Annotated in this window: 16 protein-coding genes; 3 read left to right on the forward strand and 13 right to left on the reverse strand. The window is 67.4% G+C overall.

Annotated features, from left to right (window positions below):
* Positions 1-63: 63 nt before the first annotated feature.
* The 3 genes from HBE63_RS18335 to HBE63_RS18345 form a co-directional block, all read right to left on the reverse strand.
* Positions 64-1,794 carry a DUF3556 domain-containing protein gene (locus HBE63_RS18335; RefSeq protein WP_166906010.1) on the reverse strand — a complete coding sequence of 577 codons (1,731 nt, stop codon included), beginning with the start codon at positions 1,792-1,794 and terminating at the stop codon, positions 64-66.
* A gap of 106 nt (positions 1,795-1,900) precedes the next feature.
* Positions 1,901-2,425, reverse strand: a complete 525-nt coding sequence (locus tag HBE63_RS18340; RefSeq protein ID WP_166906011.1) for a DoxX family protein — start codon at positions 2,423-2,425, stop codon at positions 1,901-1,903.
* 22 nt (positions 2,426-2,447) lie between these two features.
* Positions 2,448-3,212 (reverse strand): SDR family NAD(P)-dependent oxidoreductase, encoded by a 765-nt coding sequence (locus HBE63_RS18345; RefSeq protein ID WP_166906012.1) that lies wholly within the window; start codon positions 3,210-3,212, stop codon positions 2,448-2,450.
* Between the two features lie 24 nt (positions 3,213-3,236).
* Between HBE63_RS18345 and HBE63_RS18350 the strand changes: the two genes are divergently transcribed.
* Positions 3,237-3,839: a TetR/AcrR family transcriptional regulator gene (locus tag HBE63_RS18350; RefSeq protein ID WP_166906013.1), complete on the forward strand. Its 603-nt coding sequence runs from the start codon at positions 3,237-3,239 to the stop codon at positions 3,837-3,839.
* A 13-nt stretch (positions 3,840-3,852) separates the two neighbouring features.
* Here HBE63_RS18350 and HBE63_RS18355 read toward each other — a convergent pair whose 3' ends face one another.
* The 5 genes from HBE63_RS18355 to HBE63_RS18375 all read right to left on the reverse strand — a co-directional run bounded on the left by HBE63_RS18355 (position 3,853) and on the right by HBE63_RS18375 (position 8,177).
* Positions 3,853-5,073 (reverse strand): WS/DGAT domain-containing protein, encoded by a 1,221-nt coding sequence (locus HBE63_RS18355; RefSeq protein ID WP_371815042.1) that lies wholly within the window; start codon positions 5,071-5,073, stop codon positions 3,853-3,855.
* A 25-nt stretch (positions 5,074-5,098) separates the two neighbouring features.
* A complete protein-coding gene (locus HBE63_RS18360; protein ID WP_166906015.1) occupies positions 5,099-6,004 on the reverse strand; it encodes an alpha/beta fold hydrolase in 906 nt (301 codons plus the stop codon).
* Positions 6,001-6,774, reverse strand: a complete 774-nt coding sequence (locus HBE63_RS18365) for a hypothetical protein (protein WP_166906016.1) — start codon at positions 6,772-6,774, stop codon at positions 6,001-6,003. The genes HBE63_RS18360 and HBE63_RS18365 overlap by 4 nt, the downstream gene beginning before the upstream one ends.
* Complete coding sequence (locus tag HBE63_RS18370) at positions 6,771-7,412, reverse strand: Mce protein (RefSeq protein ID WP_166906017.1); 642 nt, start codon at positions 7,410-7,412, stop codon at positions 6,771-6,773. Before HBE63_RS18370 ends, HBE63_RS18365 begins: the two co-directional genes overlap by 4 nt.
* Positions 7,413-7,535: 123 nt before the next feature.
* A complete protein-coding gene (locus tag HBE63_RS18375) occupies positions 7,536-8,177 on the reverse strand; it encodes a TetR/AcrR family transcriptional regulator (RefSeq protein ID WP_243858139.1) in 642 nt (213 codons plus the stop codon).
* 99 nt (positions 8,178-8,276) lie between these two features.
* Here HBE63_RS18375 and HBE63_RS18380 point away from each other — a divergent pair, with 99 nt between their 5' ends.
* The gene (locus HBE63_RS18380; protein ID WP_166906018.1) at positions 8,277-9,149 is read left to right on the forward strand and encodes an alpha/beta fold hydrolase; all 873 of its coding nucleotides are present in this window, start codon (positions 8,277-8,279) and stop codon (positions 9,147-9,149) included.
* Between the two features lie 25 nt (positions 9,150-9,174).
* Here HBE63_RS18380 and HBE63_RS18385 read toward each other — a convergent pair whose 3' ends face one another.
* The 4 genes from HBE63_RS18385 to HBE63_RS18400 form a co-directional block, all read right to left on the reverse strand.
* On the reverse strand, positions 9,175-11,862 hold the full coding sequence (locus HBE63_RS18385; RefSeq protein WP_166906019.1) for an AAA family ATPase: 2,688 nt from the start codon (positions 11,860-11,862) through the stop codon (positions 9,175-9,177).
* Between the two features lie 15 nt (positions 11,863-11,877).
* Positions 11,878-14,733 (reverse strand): LuxR family transcriptional regulator, encoded by a 2,856-nt coding sequence (locus tag HBE63_RS18390; RefSeq protein WP_166906020.1) that lies wholly within the window; start codon positions 14,731-14,733, stop codon positions 11,878-11,880.
* The gene (locus HBE63_RS18395; protein WP_166906021.1) at positions 14,730-15,362 is read right to left on the reverse strand and encodes a sigma factor; all 633 of its coding nucleotides are present in this window, start codon (positions 15,360-15,362) and stop codon (positions 14,730-14,732) included. Before HBE63_RS18395 ends, HBE63_RS18390 begins: the two co-directional genes overlap by 4 nt.
* Before the next feature lie 105 nt (positions 15,363-15,467).
* Positions 15,468-18,239, reverse strand: a complete 2,772-nt coding sequence (locus HBE63_RS18400; protein ID WP_166906022.1) for a LuxR family transcriptional regulator — start codon at positions 18,237-18,239, stop codon at positions 15,468-15,470.
* Positions 18,240-18,367: 128 nt separating this feature from the next.
* On the opposite strand from HBE63_RS18400, the gene HBE63_RS18405 reads away from it, so the two are divergent.
* Complete coding sequence (locus tag HBE63_RS18405; RefSeq protein ID WP_166906023.1) at positions 18,368-20,032, forward strand: FAD-binding protein; 1,665 nt, start codon at positions 18,368-18,370, stop codon at positions 20,030-20,032.
* 19 nt (positions 20,033-20,051) lie between these two features.
* Here the strand turns inward: HBE63_RS18405 and HBE63_RS18410 are convergent, their stop codons facing one another.
* Positions 20,052-20,222, reverse strand: coding sequence for a hypothetical protein (locus tag HBE63_RS18410; RefSeq protein WP_166906024.1), 171 nt, complete (start codon positions 20,220-20,222; stop codon positions 20,052-20,054).
* Positions 20,223-20,260 lie beyond the last annotated feature (38 nt).

Here is a 20,260-nt window from a genome sequence, read left to right on the forward strand (position 1 = left end):
TGCGGCACGTTACCGGCCATACCCAGTGCGCCCATCCTCGAACCGGGCGCTGGTTCACCGAGCTCACTGCGTCGCGCCGGAGCCTCCGTAGACCGGCAGTTCGTCGTCCCAGGGTTGCCTCGTCACCATGTCGGCAACCTTGACGTATCCCCGCTCGAATTCTCCGGTGGCCGCGTCGACGAGCCGGTACTGCTGGGTCTGATGCTGGATCGGCTGAGCGTCGAGCATCACGATGCGCACCTCCCCCGGCTCGAAATGGCACCGCTTCTGTAGAGCCGCCACGAGTTGCTCGTTGCTCATGTGCCCGTCGCCGAAGTTCCAGCCGATGGCCGTCGAGACGATCCGCTCCCCGTCGGTCAACACGTAGTCGTCCTCGTTGTACCCGGCCATCGCCCGGTGCGCCAGGGTAAACAGGGCCCGGCCGTGAGAGTTGAAGCCGCGGAACGCATATCCCATATACAGATACATCTGCGCGGTCTCCGGGCTGCCGTAGTACCGCTCCATCTGAGCGGCCGGCATGCTGGCGATCGCCACGATGCCCTTATCGATCTTCTCGGCGGCCGAGGGCTTGACGCACCACAGCGAGGTATCCCAGTTGCCCGCGTAATACCGCATGCCGGGCAGGAAGGAGATCTTGCGCGGGAAGAGGTTTCCCAGCACGACGGTGCCTGCGACCACGGCGAACAACACGATCGGCCACGGGCTGTTCAGGTCGCCCAGGCCAACGCCGGCGTGGCCGACGAACAACGCCAGCACCGAGAACATCATGAAGACGTTCCACTCCAGCGGCACGCCCATCGGAATGGAGCTCAGGATGCCGAAGTGGAACACGAGCATGACGAATGCCGCGATCGCCGTCGGCCAGCCCCCGTGGGAGAAGAACAACACCAACGGGACCAAACCTTCGATGGCAGTGGAGAAATGGGCCAGGAACCGCGACGGCGGGCCCGGGCGGAGATCGTCCGGGAAATGCTCGAAGAACCTGCGCTTGATCCAGCGCGGCCGGAACACCGGGTTGTTGCTCATCATCGTCGAGATGACGAACGGGAAGTGCTTGTTGAGCTTGGAGGTCGCCGCGCCGATCCAGATCACCAGACAGATCAGCTTGGCGGCGATGACGATGTCGGCACCGCTGAACAGGAAGCAGACCGCCAGTGATCCGTACACCTCGCCGCGGGCGGCCAGGAAGATCACCTTGTCACGCAGGCCGGCCACGGCCAGCAGGCCGACGATCGCCGCGGTCTGCCACACCGGCAGCACACCGACCTGACTTCCGAGCGCCGGGATGGGGCCGGTGCCTTGAGAGAACAGTGCCACCACCAACATCGCCAGCAGCGCCCCGTACAGCGCCACGTCGACGACGGTGCGGCTGTCCCCCTTGGTCAGCGGTACCCGGTTCGGCCACGGTGGCAGCCGAATCGTTTTGGGACGCAACCAGTACAGGATCGATCCCATGGGCGGGAAGAACCGGTTGTTGAGTGGGCCGAAGCCGCAACCGAGGCCCACGAGCTCGAACAGCATCGTGTAGAACACGACCTTCTGGTAGACGATCGGCTCGGCGTACCAGGAGGCGACGTTGGTGAACCCGTCGATCCCCGAGGTCGTCAGCGCGATCAGCCAGGCACCCAAGATGTAGGCCAGGATCTTGACGACATAGAACAGGTGCAGGACCACCGGGGTTCCGAAGCCGACCTCGGCCCAGTGCCGGGCCATCGGCTGAATCTTCTCGGCCCGACTGCCCTTGCTCCACTCCTCGAAGTTGATCTGAGGAGATTCCTGTTTGAGAAAACCCATGCCGGTCAGACTAGAACGTGTTCTATTCCGCCCTCACGCGAACAGACGCAAACTCGCACATTTTCATCCGAAAATGGGCGAGTTTGTGTCTGCTGGCGAGCAGAGGTCAAGACTCCTTGACCGGCGGACGGAAGAAGACCACCAGCTGGCCGATGCCACCGACCAAGCCGAGAACGATCGCAATGGTCAGCCCGCACCAACCGTGCAGCAGGTGGTAGAAGCCGGAGTCGGAGAACAACAGGTGATCCAGGCTGTAGCGGCCGGCGCCGAGGCCCGCGATCGCCACCGCCGCGACCGCCAGGATCAGGTTGTACTCCCAGCCCTCTTTGACGATGAAGAAACCGTTGGCCCGGTGCACGGTCCAGGCCGCCACCAGCATCAGCGCCACGAACCCGGCCGCAGGCACCGGGGTCAGCAGACCCAAAGCCAAGCCCAGCCCAGCCGCCACTTCCGTGCTGGCCGCGACCCGGGCGTGGAACATGCCCGGCTTCATGCCGATGCTGTCGAACCATCCGGCGGTGCCGGGGATGCGCCCGCCACCGAAGAACTTGTTGTAGCCGTGGGCGGCCATGGTCAGACCGAGGACCACGCGCAGGAGCAGGATCGCCGTGTCGTAAGCGGAGGAAGCCATGTAACAGAATGTAGGACATCTGTTAAGCCGCCGCCCAGCCCCCATCCACACTGAGGATCGCTCCGTGGATATTGCCGGCGTCTTCACCGGCCAGGAACACGACAGTCGCAGCGACCTCTTCGGGGGTACTCATGCGCCGGGACGGGATGCGCGCCAGCACCGGTGCGATTTCATCGGCCACGTCGGCCGCGCGCTCTGTGGCGATCGGCCCGGGAGCCACCGCGTTCACCCGCACCCCGAACGGCCCGTATTCGACCGCCCAGGACTTGGTCAGCGAGTGCACGGCCGCCTTGGTCGACGAGTACAGAGCTGATTTGTCTCCCCCGATCAACCCGGTGATCGAACCGACGTTGATCACCGCGCCGTGGCCACGCTCGGCCATCGCCGGCACCAGTGCCCCGGTCAGCAGGAACGGGGCGATGACGTTGGTCTGATATGACTCCAGCAGTGCCTGTTCGGAGACCACGCCGGTGGGTTCTGGTCGCCCCCACACACCCGCGTTGTTGACCAGGATGTCGATCTGACCGCCGGCAGCCTCGGCGGCCCGTTGTGCGAGGCGCCGCACCTCGTCTGCCCCGGCGCCCAGGTCGGCGGCGACGAATTCGGCCTGCCCTCCGGCAGCGCGGATGTCGGCGACGACGGCATCACCGCGCTCCTGGTTGCGGCCGCTGACGATGACTAGGGCGCCGTGGGCGGCAAGGGCCTTGGCGATGGCGACGCCGAGGCCGCCGGTGGATCCCGTGACGAGTGCTGTGCGGCCTTGCAGGCGCGTAGTGTTTGGACTCATGAGTCCAGGTATAAGCCGTTAAAAATGGACCTGCAAGTCCAGAAACTGACCGCTAAAGGTGAGGCCACCCGCCGCCGCATCATCGAGGGCGCCACCGCGGTGATCCGTAACAGCGGCGTGGCCGCCACCACGCTCGACGATATCCGAGCCCAGACCCAGACCTCGAAAAGCCAGCTGTTCCACTACTTCCCCGACGGCAAGGACCAGCTGTTGCTCGCGGTCGCCGAACGCGAAGCCCAGATGGTCCTGGAGGACCAACAGCCCTACCTCGGCGAGTTGACCTCATGGGCGGCCTGGCAGCGTTGGCGTGACGCCGTGGTCGAGCGGTACCGCCGACAGGGCCAAAGCTGCCCGCTGAGCCTGCTGATGTCGGAGATCGGCCGCGCCACTCCCGGCGCGCAGGCGGTCACCAAAGCCTTGCTGCGACAATGGCATGACGAAATCACCGCAGGCATCCGGCACATGCAGTCGCAGGGAAAGATGGCCTCCGATCTGGACGCTGACCAGGTGGGCGCCGCGCTGCTGGCCGGAATCCAGGGTGGCGTCAGCGTGATGCTGGCCTCCGGCGACCTCAGCTATCTGGAGTCCGCGCTGGACGTCGGCATCGCGATGTTGCGCCGCGGCTAGCTCGGCAGACGAGTCATAAGGCGGCTTCGAGCCGGTCGAGGTACCCGTCGACGTCCCCGATCGCCGACTCCGCCGCGAACACGCTGATCGAGATGGTGTCTCCCACGCCCGTCACGCAGTGGGTGAGCCCCACCATCGGCGACAACCCGGGAAACGCGGCTGCCATCCGCACCGGCATACCGCCGAAACTGAAATCCGCGGCACCGCAATTCACACTGGACACCACGGTGTTCCCGGTGACCGTCACCGACCGGGCATCGGGATTGAACTGGCTTATCCCCCAACGCAACAGCGGGGCCGGGGTGGCGGCGAACGCGCGCTCAGAGGCCCGCATTGCGGGGTGAGCGGCCCGCTCCCGCCGTGCCGCCAGCTCGGCGCCGATAGCGTCGCGCCGCTGGGTCACCGGGAGCGACGGATGCAGGCCAACGCCGACCGTGCCGAAATGGTTGTACGCCTGGCGTGGACCGGATTTCGCCATGGTCACTTCCGCCCCGAGATCGGCCGGATCTGCCCCGAGCGCACGGAGCTGACCGGCCAGCGCTTCGGAGATCCCGGCCAGGGCACTCACCGTCACGGTGGCACCCGAGAGCTGCGCCCGATCGCGGACAATCGTGCGCATGCTGCGTACACCCGTCGGACGGTCGTTGGTCCTGAGGGGAGGGCGCGGCATCGCGGCCGGCGGCACCCGCCCGGCCTCGGTGTCGGCCACCAGCTGCCGGTGCGCGCGGGCAGCCTCAAACCCTCGCCACGGCAACATCGCGGGATGCCCATACACCGGCGTCACGGGCGCCACCGCTCCCTGGCGGCCGAACATCACTGCCGCCGGGCCACAGGTGCGCCCGCCACCGCCGAGGGCGTGGGTGATCTGCAATACCGCGACTGTGCCCACGCCGGCGACGCCGGTCGCCCCCTCGACTCCGGGGAAGACATGCAGCCGCCACGGTGCCAGCTGCGCATCGAGTTGAGCATCCACCAGCTCACTCACCGCGGCCAGACAACCCAGCCAGGTCGGCTGATCGAGATCGTGCACCACGAAACGGGATTCGTCGACCCTCGACGGTACCCAGGCCGGGTAGTGCAGCCGTTCGCTGTCGTCAATCCGTTGCGAGAGGTCCGGGCTGGTGCCGGCGTTGGCAGCGAGCTCGCCGAGTGCTCCCTTCAGATCGGTGGGCACCCCGTCGAATCCGTACAGCAGGAAGGTGTCGTTGGGCATCCTGGACGACATCCAGAACATCTGCGCATCGACCGCAGTGAGTCGGCTAGCCCGCACGTCCGACGAAGTCCAGGATGCGGGCGGCGGTGACGTCCGGCTGATCGAGCTGCAGGAAGTGGCCGCCGGATTCGACGCCATGGGCATCGCTGCCCGCGGGCAGCACCTCGCGTACCCACCGGATGTAATCCGGTGCGGCACAGCCGTCATCGGTGCCGTGCAGGTACAACGACGGCAACACTGGCGGGAGCAGCCAGTGCTTGTGCAGCTCGGCGTACTGTGGCGGCGGTTTGCTCATGCGGATCGTGGCCCGGTAGTAGCCCAGGGCAGCCCGCCACCGGTCGGGCGCACCGATCGCGGCGTCGACGTGGCGCAGGTCGTCGGCGGCGTCGTATCCCGGTGACCACGTCTTCCACAGCCGAGGTAACACCCAGGACGCGGAACGTTCCGGAAGCCACGGCAATTGGAAATACATCATGTACCAGCTGCGCAACGCCTGACGCGGCAACTGGGCCAAGAGCTTGCCGGCATCGGGCACCCGGCCCAACGGCTGAAACGACGCCATTGGCGGCACCGACATGATCACGGCCTTCTCGAACGGATTGTCCGGCAGCGCGGCCACACCCGACGCCGCCATGGCACCCCAGTCGTGGCCGATGATCACATCGCGTCCGGACGGTCCGACGGCCTGCAGCAGGCGCAACGCATCGTCCATCAGTGCACCGACGTGATAGCTGCCGTCGGTGGGAATCGACGAGGGCAGGTAGCCGCGCATGAACGGCGCCACTACTTTCCAGCCCGCCTCCGCCAGCACCGGGGCCACCTTGCGCCAGCCGTAGGCGGTGTCAGGAAAACCGTGTAGGCACAAAGCAACCGGGCCGTCATCGGGCCCCCACACCAGCGCCCGCAGTTGCACCGCGGGGGTGGCGACATCGATCCAGCGCGGCTCGGTCACAGCGGCACCGGTTCGTACTTGGACATCAGCCAGTGGTCACCGTCTTTGACCATCGTGGCCCGTGCCACCGACGGGGTCTTCTGCGGCATGTGGTCTCCGACCTGGACGCTCTGGTTGACGAACAGCACCACCTCGACGCTGTCCGGTTTCGCGGTGACCGTCCCTATCCGCAGCACGTCGGCGACGGCAGCGATCCGCTGAGCGTGCGCGGCCGGGATCACCTCGTTGATCATCGCGGTGTAGGTGCCCAGGAACTCCCCGGTCATCCGGTCACGGGCCGCAGTGAGCTGTTGGTCGACCGTCTCGGTCTCGTACGACAGCATCTCGACGGTGATCTCTTTGGCCGCCTGAACGGATTCGGCTCGGGCCGTGTCGCTTTCGTCCTGCGACACGGTCAGCCACCGCAGCACCCCGGAGGACACTGCCAACAGCAACGCGATGGCCGCCAGGACGATTGCCACGCTGACCCGCGAGCGGTCGCGGGACGGCTTGGGTTCGGCCGGCTCGTTCACTGCCTCGGCTTCTACGGCTTCGTCCGCTTCGCCAGCGGGCTCGTCCGCCTCGGTGGCGACGGTTTCCTCGGGCGCCGGCTCCTCGGGCGCCTCGCCCTCGACGGCGTCTGGCTCAGGGCTTACCTTCTCGAGGTTTACCTGTTCAGTGCCTACCTGTTCAATGCCTGCCGGCTCAATGCCGGCCGGCTCGGTGCTCTCTGCAGAATCCGCTGTGGCCTTACGACGCCCCGACGGCGGCATCTTGTGCCGGCCGCTCACTGGATGAACTCCACGTTGGAAACCTTCGCCTTGCCATCAATATCCTGCACCGTCAACACCATTCGCCACACCTGAGGAGCCTGCTCCGGCACACCCGCATTCGTGGACCGAACGGTCACGGACATGAGCACGTCCGCCTTGTCATCCGAGTAAGACTCCAAACCCGATGCGGTCACAGTGCCCACCGACTTCGACTTGATCTGCTTGACCACGTCGAGGAACGACTTCGAGCGTCTCTCGAAGTCGTCGTAGAACCGTCCGGTCGATGAGTCGAGGACTCGCTGAATGTCGTCTTCGGCGTGCTCCCAGTCGATGCTCGTCAGATTTGTCGCACCCTGCCGCGCAGTTTCCATGAACATGTCACGCCGCTGCTGTTCATGGTGGACGTGGTAAAAGCCGTAGCCCAGCCAACCGGTCAGCGCCGCCAGCGCGACGACGAGCGCCACTCCGACAAGCGCTACAGATGGCGTGCGCAGGGAGCCCCGCCGCTTCGTTGTCGCATCTTCAGCTTCGTCAGACTCGTCCTCAGCAGCCTCGTCGTCAGTCTCTTCGACACCCTCGGCTTCAGGGGCGGACTGACTCGACTCCTCGGTCTCGGTCGGCTCGACCGGCTCGACGTCGGCGCTGTCGTCTGCCATTCATCTGCTCCTCGGTGGCACTGCAATGGCGCGTGCGATGGCACGCGTGCGGTCCAACGTACGTGGCACCGGTCACATCGTCATCAGCGGTACCGGCAGTCCCGGATAGGCCCGCGCACGCGACTACCCCTCCGTCCCGCCGGGCTCCCTGCTCGTGATGTGCGCCCCGACCGCACGCAGCGCAAAGTCCACCGCCGCGGCACACGCGCACTCCCAATCTCCGTCGGCACTCAGCCGGGACAACTCATGGCTGACCACGGCTCGGATGGCCGCGGCGTCCCGCTCCGGCCTGGTCAGCGGAAGGGATCCGTCGTCCCGGCCGCGGCGCAGGAGGGCCGCCAGCGACCGTTCGCGGTCGAGGCGCCACTGTTCCTGCACGGACTGGTAACCCTTGGCCGAGCGGACCTCCTCCAGATCCAGGACCATCGCACGTCCGCGCGACCGCGCATCACGTATCACGTCGAACGACACCCTGATCCAGTGCGCCAGCTGATCCGCCGGTGCACCGTCGGTGTCGTCGGCGATCTGGTCGAGCCGGCAGCCCAGCGCCCTGCCCGAACTCTCCTGCATGGCCAGGAACAACGCGTCCTTGGATTCGAAGTGCCGATAGAACGCCCGGGTGGACAGCCCGGCCCGGGCCAGCACCGCAGCGATCGGCACCGCGCCGGCGTGGGGCTCGGCCAGGCAGCTGAAGGCGGCCTTGATGATCGCGCGGCGCTCATCGATCACCGCTTCACCCGATTCGACACCTGGCTCGCACTGCACGGTTGACGATTCTAGAAACGGCACGCTTGTCCGGGTGGCAGATGCGCTGAAAACCCGCCTGGGTAACGTGACTTCCGGGGCCGGCCGAGAGGAATGTCCGTGAGTACCGGGAAAACCGAGCACAGCGAATCACACATCGTCACGTTCCGGGGTGTCGATGACCTGAATCTGGTCGGCGACGAATGGAACCGGGACGCCGCGTCTGCTGCTGACCGACCAACGATTCTGCTGCTGCACGGTGGCGGACAGAACCGGTATTCCTGGAAGAACACCGGACAGATCCTGGCCGACGATGGCTCGCACGTGATCGCGCTCGACGCGCGTGGTCACGGCGACAGCGACCGCTCACCCAGCGCAAACTATTCGGTGGAGGCACTGAGCGCCGACGTACAGCACGTGCTGTACCAAGTCGGCCGCCCGGTGGTGCTGATCGGGGCCAGTATGGGTGGGCTGACCAGCATCCTGGCCGCTCATGAGGCGGGTCCGGAGTTGGTCACCAAGCTTCTGCTGGTCGATGTGGTGCCCCGGTTCGAGAAGAGCGGCAGCGCGCGTATCCGCGACTTCATGTTCAACAACGTCGACGGCTTCGACTCCCTGGAGCAGGCGGCCGAGGCCGTCGCTGCCTACCTGCCCTACCGCACCAAGCCGCGCAGCCCGGAGGGCCTGAAGAAGAACCTGCGCCTGCGCGACGGGCGCTGGTACTGGCACTGGGATCCGGCCTTCCTCACCAAACCCGAGGACGATCCGTTCGCCCGGGTCGACAAGCTGGAAACTGCCGCGATGAACCTGTCCATCCCGATCCTGCTGATCCGCGGCAAGCTCTCCGATGTGGTCAGTCCCGAGGGTGTACAGGACTTTCTGGAGAAAGTGCCCGCCGCCGAGTTCGTCGAGTTGTCCGATGCGGGGCACACCGCGGCCGGGGATGACAACGACGCGTTCTCCGAGGTTGTCGTGGAGTTCGTCGGGCGGTGACCGCCGACCGCGGTGGCCGACCGGGTCAGCCGCGCCTTGGCCGGCTTCCACCACCACAAGGCTGATGAGCGAGGCTGCCCGCCAAGCCTCGAAGTTGTCGACGTGAGGTAACCCCGAGCTTGACGAACACTTTTCGCAGGTGCCACTCGACGGTGTGGGTGCTGATGAACAGCTGCTCTCCGATCGCCACGTTGGTCAGCCCGTCTGCGGCCAGCCGCGCGATCTGTGCCTCCTGAGCCGTCAGGGCATCGCCGCCGGCAAAGGGCTGTCGGCCCGCCCTCTCCCCCTTCGCGATCAACTCTCGCCCGGCACGATCAGCGAAAGCCTGGGCACCAAAAGCACAGAACATGTTGTGGGCGATGGTGAGGTGTTCCTTGGCTGCTGACCGGCGCCTTCGACGGCGCAGCCATTCCCCGTAGCGCAGATGGGCGCGGGCCAGGTGAACCCTGATGCGAGTACGCCCCAGCCGGGCGATCGCCTCACGGTAGTGAGCCTCGGCATCTCCATCGTCGGCCACCAAAGCCTGCGCACCCGCCAAAGTTCCCAGGGCCCAGTCTGTGTCGCGGGCCGACAGACGTTCGGTGAGACGCTTGCAGGCCTTCTGTGCGGCGTCGATGTTGCCGATGCGGGTGGCCGCCTCGATCAGTTCGACCAGATACCAGCCGTAAAGTCCGAGGTCCTCATACTCGGCCGCCTGCTGGGCCGCGGCGAATGCCTCCTCGTAGCGGCCGAGTCCATTGCAGAGGACGGCGGTCGCATACCGGGCTACGCCCAACATCCGGCCTTCACCACAGGCCGATGCTGCCTCAGCACCGGTCTTGAGCGCATCGAGATCGTCGGGATCACCCTTCCACGCATCCAGCGCAAGAGAATGGTAGCGCAGCGGGGAGCAGTAGCGGGTCGACAGGGAGATCGAATTGGCCTCCGTCAGAAGAGCTTCGGCGGCTACGAGCTCGCCGGCCAACATATGCACGAGGGCCCGATAGGCGAGGGTCTCCGGAAGCAGTGCCAACGCGTCGGACGCCCGGACTCGTCGGACCGCCGCCGTGGAGAGCCGGTGCGCCAACGCGTCATCCCATAGGTCGTAGGCCGTGGACTGCTGAATGAGAGGCAGCGCGGGCAGCCGTTCGATACCGCAATGCGCGGTCTCGGCCATCCTCGCCACGGCCGGGATATCTCCAAGCCGGCCGGCGTATACCGCCACTGCGAGAGCTTCGAGATGTGCCTCAAGGCTCACCTCGCCGTCGAAGTGATCGAATTCGACTGTTGCATCCCACATTCGGGATGCGATGTCACTCAATGAGGCCGCAGCGACATCGCCGCTGCGGCGCTTGGCGAATTCCATCTGCGCGGACAGCCACGCGGCCCGCGCCCTCTGCAGTCCGGTCGTCGACGCGAGCTCTGCCATGGTGAGCAACTCGTCGGCATCGGAAAAGGCACCGGCATCGAGCTTGGCTCGGGCTGCCGCCAGCGCTCGATCACAGCGAAGCTCCGGAACCGATGTCAGGACTGCGGCCCGTTCGAGGAAAGTTGCTGCCACGGCCACGCCGATCTTCGTGTGCGCATGCCCGGCAGCGGCTTCGAGCTGCGCCGCCACCTCATCGTCGGGCCACGTCGCGGCGTTGGCGATATGCCACATCCGGCGGTCGGGATCGGTCTCGGCATCCGTGACTTCGGCCAGGACACGGTGCATTTCGCGCCGAACGGGCGGGTCGGCAGCATAGTAAGCGGCCGACCGGGCGAGGGGGTGCAGAAACCGCACATCGGAATCGATCTCGACCACCCGGGCGGCCACTGCGGGCGCCAGCATGTCGACGGCAATCCCCAGGTTGTCCGCCACGCAGGCCAACACCGCGGCATCGCCGACCGGCTCGGCCGCAGCTGCGAGGAGCAGCTGTCGAGTCGGCTCGGGCAGCGCACGGATCAGCTCGACAAAGTCCAGCTCGATCCGTCTGATCGCCGAAGGAGTGGCGCCGCGGCGCCGCGCCCCGACAAGTTCCGCGGCAGCCCGATCGTGCGGAAGTGACACCAACGCAAGTGGATTACCTCGGGTCTCGGCGATGATCCGATCGCTGACGCGTGGGTCGAGACGGCTCATCATCACTGTGCGCAACAGCTCCCGCGCGTGCTCATCCAACAACGGGCCGATCACCAGTTCGGGCAATCCGCTCAGTACGTCGGCGCCGGTGTCCCGGGTTGCGAACACCAGGCCTGCCCCAGCGGTTGCGAATCGCCGTGCCACGGACGCCAGAATCTCCAGGGTGGCGCGATCCAGCCACTGTGCGTCGTCCACGACGCAGAACAGCGGACGGTCGCGGCACGCGGCGGCCAGCAGGCTCAACACCGCCGATTCCACCAATTTTTCGGGCGGTGGCGCACCGGATCCGAGTCCCAGGATCACGACCAGTGCGTCACGTTGGGCATCCGGCAGCCCGTCGAGGTGACCGAGCAGCGGTCGGCTCAGTTGCTGGAGACCGGCGAAGTCCAGATCCATGTCGGATGGCACTCCGGTCACGTGCGTCGTTCGGTGGTGCCCGACCCGCTCGAGCAAGTGGCTCAGCAGCTCGGTCTTCCCGACACCGGCATCCCCGCGCAACACCAGCACCCGACTTCCGTTCGGCACACCCGTGACCAGATCCTCCAGAAGCCGGCATTCGGCATCGCGACCGAACAGAACACGTGTTCCCGAATCCTGAAAAGGTGTCCGCCGCATACAGATATAGACCGTTCAACAACCAAAATTGTGACGGCGGCTATCCTCCAGCTTCACCGCGATATCCCGGCGGGAACGGATACCGAACTTGCTGAACACTTTTCGTAGATGCCACTCGACGGTGTGAGTGCTGATGAACAGTTGCGCGCCGATCTCCGGGTTGGTCAGACCATCGGCGGCAAGCCGGGCGATCTGCAATTCCTGCGCGGTGAGCGACACGCCGTCGGATGCCTGCCGACGGACCGCGGGACCATTCACCGGTGCTGCGCCCGCGGCAGCGAGTTCTCGACGCGCCCGCTCGGCGAATCCGTTGGCACCCATATCGCTCAGCAATGTGTATGCACGGCCAAGGAGCTGCCGAGCCTCACCTTGCCGCTGCTCGCCTCGCAACCATTCGCCGTACACCAAATAGGCTCGTGCGGTGATTATTCGGACGTCGGTGCGCTCAAGCAGCTCGATGGCATCCCGATAGAGCTGTTCGGCGACAGCACCGTCAGCCACCAGCGCGCCGACATAGGCTGCCGTACCGCGCACCCAGTCGGTCCCGCTCACCGCAGCCATGTCTTCGATGTGCCGTACCGCCTCGGCCGCCTCTGCCGGCACTCCCAATCTTGCTGCCGCCTCTACCAACTCGACCATCGACCATGTCGACAGTCCAAGCTCCCGTGGATATACCGATCCACGCCGAGCGGCTGCGAGTGCCTCGTCATACCGGCCGAGTCCGTTGTAGAGCACCGCGGCCGCCCACTCCGTGGCCGTCAGTGCCTTGCCCTCGCCGCGCAACAACGGGTCGGAGGTGATCAGGTCGATCGCTTGCCGCGTGCGCGTCTCGTCGCCCCGCCACGGTTCGACGACCATGGCGCCGTAGTGCGCGAAGAAGCTGCTTCCGGTCACCTCGCCCAACGTTGCAGCCTGGGCGACCAGGGCGTCCGACGCTGCCAGGTCGCCTGCGTAGACCCGGTTCGACAGCCGCAGCAGCATCGCCGACGGCAGGATGGCAAGCGCACCGGTGTCCACCGCCAACTCGACCAGCTTGGCCGACAGCGTCGACCAGGCCTCGAATTCCCAGGTGTTGTGCGCCAATCGGCACGCCAGAGGAAGCCAGCCCAGTCCTTCCTGCGACGAGAGTTCTCCTGTTCGATAGGCGGCCAGTGCGCGCTGAACCAGCGGCGCTCCCGCCCCGTAGCCCGCAACCGTGATCCGGGAAACGCCCTCGAGGAGCAGATCTGAGCGCGCCGGGTCCCCCGGTCTGCGCATCGCCAGGATCGCGGCCGCCACCTGCTCCACCCCAACGCCATCGGCCAATCGGCCGGCGGTGAGGGCGGCGTAGAGGGCATCGCGGTAGGTTTCGGTTGCCAACGCCGAGTCAAGTGGCTCAAGCTGTTTGGCCGCGCCGAGGAGTGCGGGCAGGCCCGCGCTCGCGCTCCGGAATGAGAAGAGACTTCGTCCGCGCACCAGCTCGGCGAGGGCGCACTCACGCTTCGTCAGCGGCAGAGTCCGGATGGCGTCGAGCAGTTCGAGAGCCTCGCCGAACTCACCGGCCTCGCTCTTGGCCTGTGCTGCGGCCAGCGAACGGGAGCCCCGACGACGCGGATCAGGTGTCAGTTCGGCGGCCCGGTCGAGAAACGCGGCCGCCGCGGCAGCACCGCCGCGTGCGCGGGCTCGGGTGGCCGCCAGCTCGAGGCCGGCGGCCACACCCTCATCGGGCCGACTTGCGGCACTTGCCAAGTGCCACGTGCGTCGATCGGGGTCATGATCGGGGTCCGTCGCCTCCGCCAACGCCCGGTGCACCTGCCGGTGCTGCGGTGTCGTCGCCGATCGGTAGGCCGCCGAGCGCACCAGCGGATGCCGGAACCTGACCATGGTGCCGACGGTGAGCAGGTCGCGCGCCTGCGCTTCGGCACTGGCGGCGACGATGTCGATATCCAACGCCACGGCCGCGCGCCGCAACAGCGCCACATCTCCCACCGGATCAGCCGCGGCGAGCAGCACCAGCAGCTGGGCTTCGGGTGACAATGAACGCAGGCGACGCAGGAAGCCCTTCTCAATCTGGCCGGCCAGCGGCTGGTCGTCCAGCCGGCCGGGCCCCACCGCCAATTGCGCGACCGTCAACTCACGTGGAAGTTCAAGGAGCGCAAGTGGATTCCCGCGAGATTCGGCCAGAATGCGATCGAGAACCCGGTCGTCGACGCGGCCCGGACAGCCCCTGGCCAGCAAGGTCCGGGCGTCGTGATCGCCCAGGCCCTCAATCTGCAGCGCGGGTAAATCCCTCAGCACATCGCCATCGGCCGGCTCACGTACCGCGAACAGCAGGACTACCCGCTCGGCCAGCAGCCTGCGTCCGACGAACGACAATGTCTGGGCTGAAATCCGATCCAACCAATGCGCGTCGTCGACCAGACACACCACCGGCCGCTGCGCGGCCACATCCGCCAGCAGGCTGAGGACGGCGAGGCCGACGAGGAAACGATCCGGAGGAGTTCCCGCGCTGAGCCCGAACGCCGTTTCCAACGCCGACCGTTGTGGGACAGGTAGCCGGTCGAAGTGTTTCCGGAATGGCGCGCACAGTCGGTGCAACCCGCCGAACGCGAGTTCTGCCTCTGCCTCGATTCCCGCGACCCGCACCACCCGGCAACGAGTGGCGTGGATGCCCACGTGGTCGAGTAGCGCGGTCTTGCCGATCCCGGCCTCCCCCCGCAACACCAGGGCCGCGCTGCGGCCGCCCGACACGGCCGTGATGACGTCGTCGAGGATTGAGCATTCCCGTTGCCGGCCGAGGAGGCGTTGCCGCGTTCCATCGAGTCGCTCCAACTCCTCGACGCGAGGCGTCTCGACAGGCCGGGCCAACCGACCTGAGGTATCGACACTCATGCGGCCCGTGAACTGGCGTAGTCGACGGCGAGAAGGTGCTCCAAATCCCGCCGGTCACCGGTGCGGGCGGCGTGAAGGAACGCGGTGGCAAGACGGCGGTGTGCGGCAATCAGGACCGCTGAGGTGCGCTCGCCGGCGTCGAGGCGGGTCTGGGCCCGGCGAACCAGTTGCCGCGCGGTGGCGGCACGGGTCCGCAGTAGCGCGGCGATGTCTGCGTACGCGTACCCGAACCCTCTGCGCAGCACGTAGGCGGCCAGCTCCCCTGGCGTCAACCTCGCCATCAGCAGGGCCAGCATCTCCTCGACCACCGCAGTCTGTTCGGTATGCAACATGGGTTCGTCCTCGACGGTGGCGGCCAGATAATCCAATGGCGACGCGGTCGGCGCTTCGTAGCGGTGCCGGGCCGACTGGATGACGTTGATCGCGAGGTTGGTCGTGGTGGTGGTCAGAAATGCGGCCGGGTTCTCCACGATCGCGCGGTCGGTGCGCTGCCACCGCAGCCATGCCTCTTGGACCAGGTCTTCGGCGCCACAGGTCTCGCCGGTAACTCGGTAGGCGATACCGAACAGCCGCGCGCGGTGGGTGAGAAAGATGTCGAGTGCCAGGTCCAGTTCATCCGGTGTCGACATACCTCCACCCTGGAACCCACGTGGCCTCCGTCGCGCCACGCAACTACGTAGTCGAGTCCGTGGGCTGCACACCACGGACTGCGCGGGCCGGCTACGTACCGGGGATTAGCCCGATGCTGCCAGCGCACTCGGCAGCTCGCGGCGGGAGCCGATGCCGAGCTTCGTGTACACCTTGCGCAGGTGCCACTCCACGGTGTGCGGGCTGAGGAAGAGTTCCGCGCCGATTTTCGGGTTGGTCATTCCGGCGGCGGCCAACGCGGCGATCTGCGCCTCCTGCGGGGTCAGACTGGTCGTCGGCCCGGTTTCCCGGCTTCGCGCGTGCTCGCCGGTGGCCAGCAGTTCGCGCCGCGCCCGTTCGGCGAACGCCGTGGCCCCCATGCCATCGAACATCTCGTGTGCGGTCCGGAGCTGCTCCCGCGCCAGTGCCCGCCGGCGGTTCCGGCGCAGCCATTCGCCGTACAGCAGGTGGGTGCGGGCCACCTCGACGACCACGCGGTCGCGGGCAAGTTCCTCGATGGCCGCGCGGTACAGCGCGTCCGCCTCGTCACCGTCGGCGAGCAGGGCGCGACTGCGGGCGCTGACGCCACGGGCCCAGCCGGAACCGGCCGCGCGGGTCAGTTCAACCAGACGGTCCAGCGACGTCCGGGCCGCCACGAGCTCACCGCACCGCACCGCGGCCTCGACATGCTCGACCAACGACAGCCCGGTGAAGTTGTAGCCGTCGTGCTCGATGCCCGCCCGGGCCACCGCGAGTGCCTCGTCGTACCGAGCCAGGCCGTTGTACAGCACGCCCTGGATATAGCCGGCGACCCCCAGTAGCGAGACCTCGCCGTGTTGGGCAGCGCGGGCTTTGGCCTCCGCGATCGGGCCGGCAGCGGCATCTTCCTCACCACGCCACGCGGCCAGCACCAGCGAGGCGTAGGCGTGCGGGGTTTGTCCGGTGGCGGCGGAGATCGCGTCGGCCTCGTCGATCATGCGGGCCGCCGTGGCGAAGTCGCCATGGTGGATGTAGACGCCGCCCAGGTAGATCAGCGCCGGCGGCAACACGCTGAGCGCACCGACGTCACGGGCGAGACGCACCGCACGGGTGGCGAAGGTATCCCACGCGGGCAGATCCCACCCGTAGTGGATGAACGATTCCAGCGCGACGGGCACCAGCAGCAGCCATCGCATCGTCGCCTCGCGGCTGTGTAGTTGTTCCTGCGCAAAGGGTTCAAAGACCCGGCGCAACGCGGGCACACCGGTCTCATGACCGTCGGCCAACAGGGTGGCGACGCCGTCGAGCAGCAGGTCCGCGGCGCCGGAGTTCGACGGCGGAGCGCCGGAGGCCCGGGCAGCGACTGCCGCGGCCTTGGCCCCGGCCGGGCCGTGGACCCGGCCGGCGAAGACAGTCGCGCTGATCGCCTCCAGATAGGTTTCGCGGGCCAGTGGTGATCCGGCGGCCGCGAATTGTGCGGCGGCGTCGAGCAGTAACGGTGCCGCTTCGTCACTACGACTGCGGCCGAATAGGATTCGGGCTCGCAGTCGCGCCAGCCGGGCCTGGTCCAGCGGGTCGAGTGGGCACAGGCTGGCCAGGGTGGCCAACTCGGTGGCGCGATCCGGGGAGGCGGCCGAGAAATGTGCTTCGGCGGCCGCGACCGCCCGCCGTCCGCGCTGCCAGCGGTCCGGCGTCAGCTCGGTGGCGCGTTCCAGCAGGACCGCCTCGGCCGCCATCCCGCCGCGCTGGCGGGCCCGGGCCGCCGCGTGGACCAAGCCCGCCGCGACCTCCTCGTCTGGCCCGTCGGCCGCTTCTGCCGCATGCCAGGCGCAGCGGTCCGGATCGAGCACCGGGTCGGTGACGGCCGCCAGGGCCCGGTGCACCGCCCGGCGCTCCTCGGGATCTGCTTGCCGGTACACCGCCGAGCGCACCAGCGGGTGGCGGAATCGCACGGACTCGCCGAATTCGATCAGACCGGCCGCCTTGGCCGGCGCGGCATCGGGCGCGATGTCCATCGCCTCGGCCGCGCGAACCAGCAACCGGGCTTCCCCGATCGGCTCCGCGGCAGCGATCAACAGCAGTGTTCGGGTCGGCGCCGGCAGCATCCCGATCCGGCCGGCGAAGTCCTGTTCGACGCGACTCGACACCGATTCGCGGATCGCCGCCGTCCCCGCCTCCACGCCGTAGGCGAGTTCGGCGGCACTGCGGCCGCGGTAGAGCTCCAGCAGCGCGAGCGGATTGCCCGAGGTCTCGGCTACCAGCCGATTCCGTACGCGGTCCTCCAGCCGCCCCTCCACCGCGGCCTCCAGCAGCTCACCCGCCGCCGCTGGGTCGAGACCTCCGAGCCGCAGTTCTGGCAGATCCTTGAGCACCGCGTGACCCTCCGGATCGCGCACGGCGAACACCATCGCGACGGCCTCGGCCAGCAGCCGGCGCGCCACGAACTCCAGCGTCAGCACGGACACCTGGTCCAGCCATTGGGCGTCGTCGATGATGACCAGTACGGGCTTGGTCTCTGAGGCGCGGGTGAGCAGGGTCAACACCGCCAGGCCGACCAGGAACCGATCCGGCGGATCACCAGCGGCCAACCCGAAGGCAACCCGCAGCGCATCCCGCTGCGGCTCGGGTAGCGCATCGATCGTGCCGAGGAACGGTGCGCACAGTTGGTGCAGGCCGGCATAGGCGAGTTCCATGTCGGCCTCGATCCCGCGGGCGGTGGTCACCGTCATCCCCGAGGCCTGGGCCGCCACGTACTCCAACAGCACCGATTTCCCGATGCCGGCCTCGCCCCGGATCACCGAAACCGCGGACTCACCGCGGCGCAGACCGCTGAGCAGGTCGGTCAACTGGGTGCACTCGGGTTGCCTGCCAATCAGGTTGGGCAACGGACTGGCACTCATGCGGACGGCTCCTGGCAGGGCTGGGCGGCACGGATGTGCACGGCTGGCGAGAAATCTACCGGGATTGTCACAAACCGCGACGCCGCCCGGTCGGTACTTATAACCGGTCGTCTGCCCCAGGAGAGTCCATGTCACCCCGCGAACATCAGCTCGCCACGTCTGTCCTCGTGGTGGGCGTCGGTGGGGCCGGGTTGCGAGCGGCCATCGAACTCGCCGAGGCCGGGGTCGCGGTGACGGCGGTAGGCAAGCACATACCGGATGACGACCACACCGGCCTGACCCTCAGCGGGATCAACGCCGCGCTGGATACCGCCGACGGCTGGGAACAGCACGCGGCCGACACCTTGCTGGAAAGCCGCCTGCTGGCCGATCCGCGCACCGTGCAGCGGGTCGCCCAGGGAGCCGCCCACGGCATCCACGACCTGGAGCGCTTCGGCATGCGCTTCGAGCGACACGACGGCGGCCGGATCACCGGGGGTCATCCGTACCGGCGTAAAGCCGACGCCGGCGAGGTGCAACGCGTCCTGCGCGAACACGCGGTCCGGCTCGGGATCCCAGTCCTGTCGACGTTCTACGTGACCCAGATACTGGTGAACGACGGAGCGGTCTTCGGCGCCTACGGCTTCGACCTGATCGACGGCGCACGGTATCTCGTGCACGCCGACGCGGTGATCCTGGCGACGGGTGGCCACACCCGGATCTGGCGCCGGACATCGGCCCGCCGGGACGAGAACACCGGTGACTCGTTCCGGCTCGCCGCCGAAGCGGGTGCCCGGTTGCGAGACGCCGAGCTGGTGCAGTTCCGGCCATTCGGTTTACTCAGTCCCGAGCACGCGGCAGGCACGCTGATCAGCGATTCGGTGGGCGAAGCGGGCGGCATTCTGCTGAACAGCGTCGGCGAACGGTTCATGACCCGCTACCACCCCGACCAGATGGAGCGCGCCGGCCGTGACCGGCTCGCCATGGCGTCCTACGCCGAGATCAAGGCGGGACGCGGCACCCGGACCGGTGGGGTCTGGCTGGACCTGTCGCATCTGCCTGCCGAGAAGGTCGCGACACGGCTGCCGCAGGTCTACCAGACCGTGCTGGATGTTCAGGGGCGCGACGTCACCCGGGACCCGATCGAGGTCGCCCCGACCGCGCACTACTCGTTGGGCGGGGTCGCCGTCCGGCCGCATGACCACGGGACCGAGGTCGACGGGCTGTTCGTCACCGGTGAAGCCACCACCGGATTGCACGGTGCAGGTCTGCTGGACGGCAACTCGTTGATCGCGGTGATGGTTTACGGCCGACTGACCGGGCAAGCCGCAGCTGACTACTCGGCGCGGCTCACTGCGCAGCGCCGCTCCCTGGCGGCGATCCGTGCTGCCGAGGCGCAGGTCGACCGCCTGCTGTCGGCCGACGGCAGCGAGAACATCCGCGGGTTACAGCGTTCGGTGCGCAATCTGATGACCGAGCACGCCGGCGTGGTGCGGGACGAGGCCGGCCTGCTCGCCGGATTGGCGGAACTGGAAAAAATCGAATCCCGCATGGCCAACGTGGGTGTGCACATCGATATCAGCGGCTTCGCAGACCTGGCGCACGCCTTCGACCTTCGGTCCGCGGTGCTGTCCGCCCGCGCCACGCTCGGGTGCGCGCTGGAACGACGCGAGACCCGGGGCTGTCACATCCGTTCCGACTACCCCGATCTCGAACCGGCGCTGCAGGTGAACCTGATGTGGTCACCGCACGACGGCGTGCGCCGCGAGCCCATCGCACCGATCCCCACCGACATCGCGGAGCTGATGCAGTAGCAGGCTGATGCAGTAGCAGTCAGCGCGTCGGTTCGTCGTGCTCGGCCTGGGCCAACCGCTGGTGGAGCCGCTCCCGAATGTCCTGCGGCGTGTAGGCGTTACGACGGCGCTGATCACGCGCCACCATGACGCCACCCGCCACGACACCGGCGACACCGGCCAGCCCGACCCACTTCCAGATGCTCCGCATGCTCAAAGTGTGCCTAAGCTGCGGTCGTGAAAGCGAAT

It is taken from the genome of Mycobacterium sp. DL440 (assembly GCF_011745145.1).
Lineage (GTDB): Bacteria > Actinomycetota > Actinomycetes > Mycobacteriales > Mycobacteriaceae > Mycobacterium.

Bases quoted from the DNA above. Each gene is read 5' to 3' on its own strand.
- HBE63_RS18405 (WP_166906023.1), top strand. From the start codon at position 18,368: ATGTCACCCCGCGAACATCAGCTCGCCACGTCTGTCCTCGTGGTGGGC.
- HBE63_RS18395 (WP_166906021.1), bottom strand. From the start codon at position 15,362: ATGTCGACACCGGATGAACTGGACCTGGCACTCGACATCTTTCTCACC.
- HBE63_RS18355 (WP_371815042.1), bottom strand. From the start codon at position 5,073: ATGTTCTGGATGTCGTCCAGGATGCCCAACGACACCTTCCTGCTGTAC.
- HBE63_RS18335 (WP_166906010.1), bottom strand. From the start codon at position 1,794: ATGGGTTTTCTCAAACAGGAATCTCCTCAGATCAACTTCGAGGAGTGG.
- HBE63_RS18410 (WP_166906024.1), bottom strand. From the start codon at position 20,222: ATGCGGAGCATCTGGAAGTGGGTCGGGCTGGCCGGTGTCGCCGGTGTC.
- HBE63_RS18390 (WP_166906020.1), bottom strand. From the start codon at position 14,733: ATGAGTGTCGATACCTCAGGTCGGTTGGCCCGGCCTGTCGAGACGCCT.
- HBE63_RS18340 (WP_166906011.1), bottom strand. From the start codon at position 2,425: ATGGCTTCCTCCGCTTACGACACGGCGATCCTGCTCCTGCGCGTGGTC.
- HBE63_RS18345 (WP_166906012.1), bottom strand. From the start codon at position 3,212: ATGAGTCCAAACACTACGCGCCTGCAAGGCCGCACAGCACTCGTCACG.
- HBE63_RS18350 (WP_166906013.1), top strand. From the start codon at position 3,237: ATGGACCTGCAAGTCCAGAAACTGACCGCTAAAGGTGAGGCCACCCGC.
- HBE63_RS18370 (WP_166906017.1), bottom strand. From the start codon at position 7,412: ATGGCAGACGACAGCGCCGACGTCGAGCCGGTCGAGCCGACCGAGACC.
- HBE63_RS18400 (WP_166906022.1), bottom strand. From the start codon at position 18,239: ATGAGTGCCAGTCCGTTGCCCAACCTGATTGGCAGGCAACCCGAGTGC.
- HBE63_RS18385 (WP_166906019.1), bottom strand. From the start codon at position 11,862: ATGCGGCGGACACCTTTTCAGGATTCGGGAACACGTGTTCTGTTCGGT.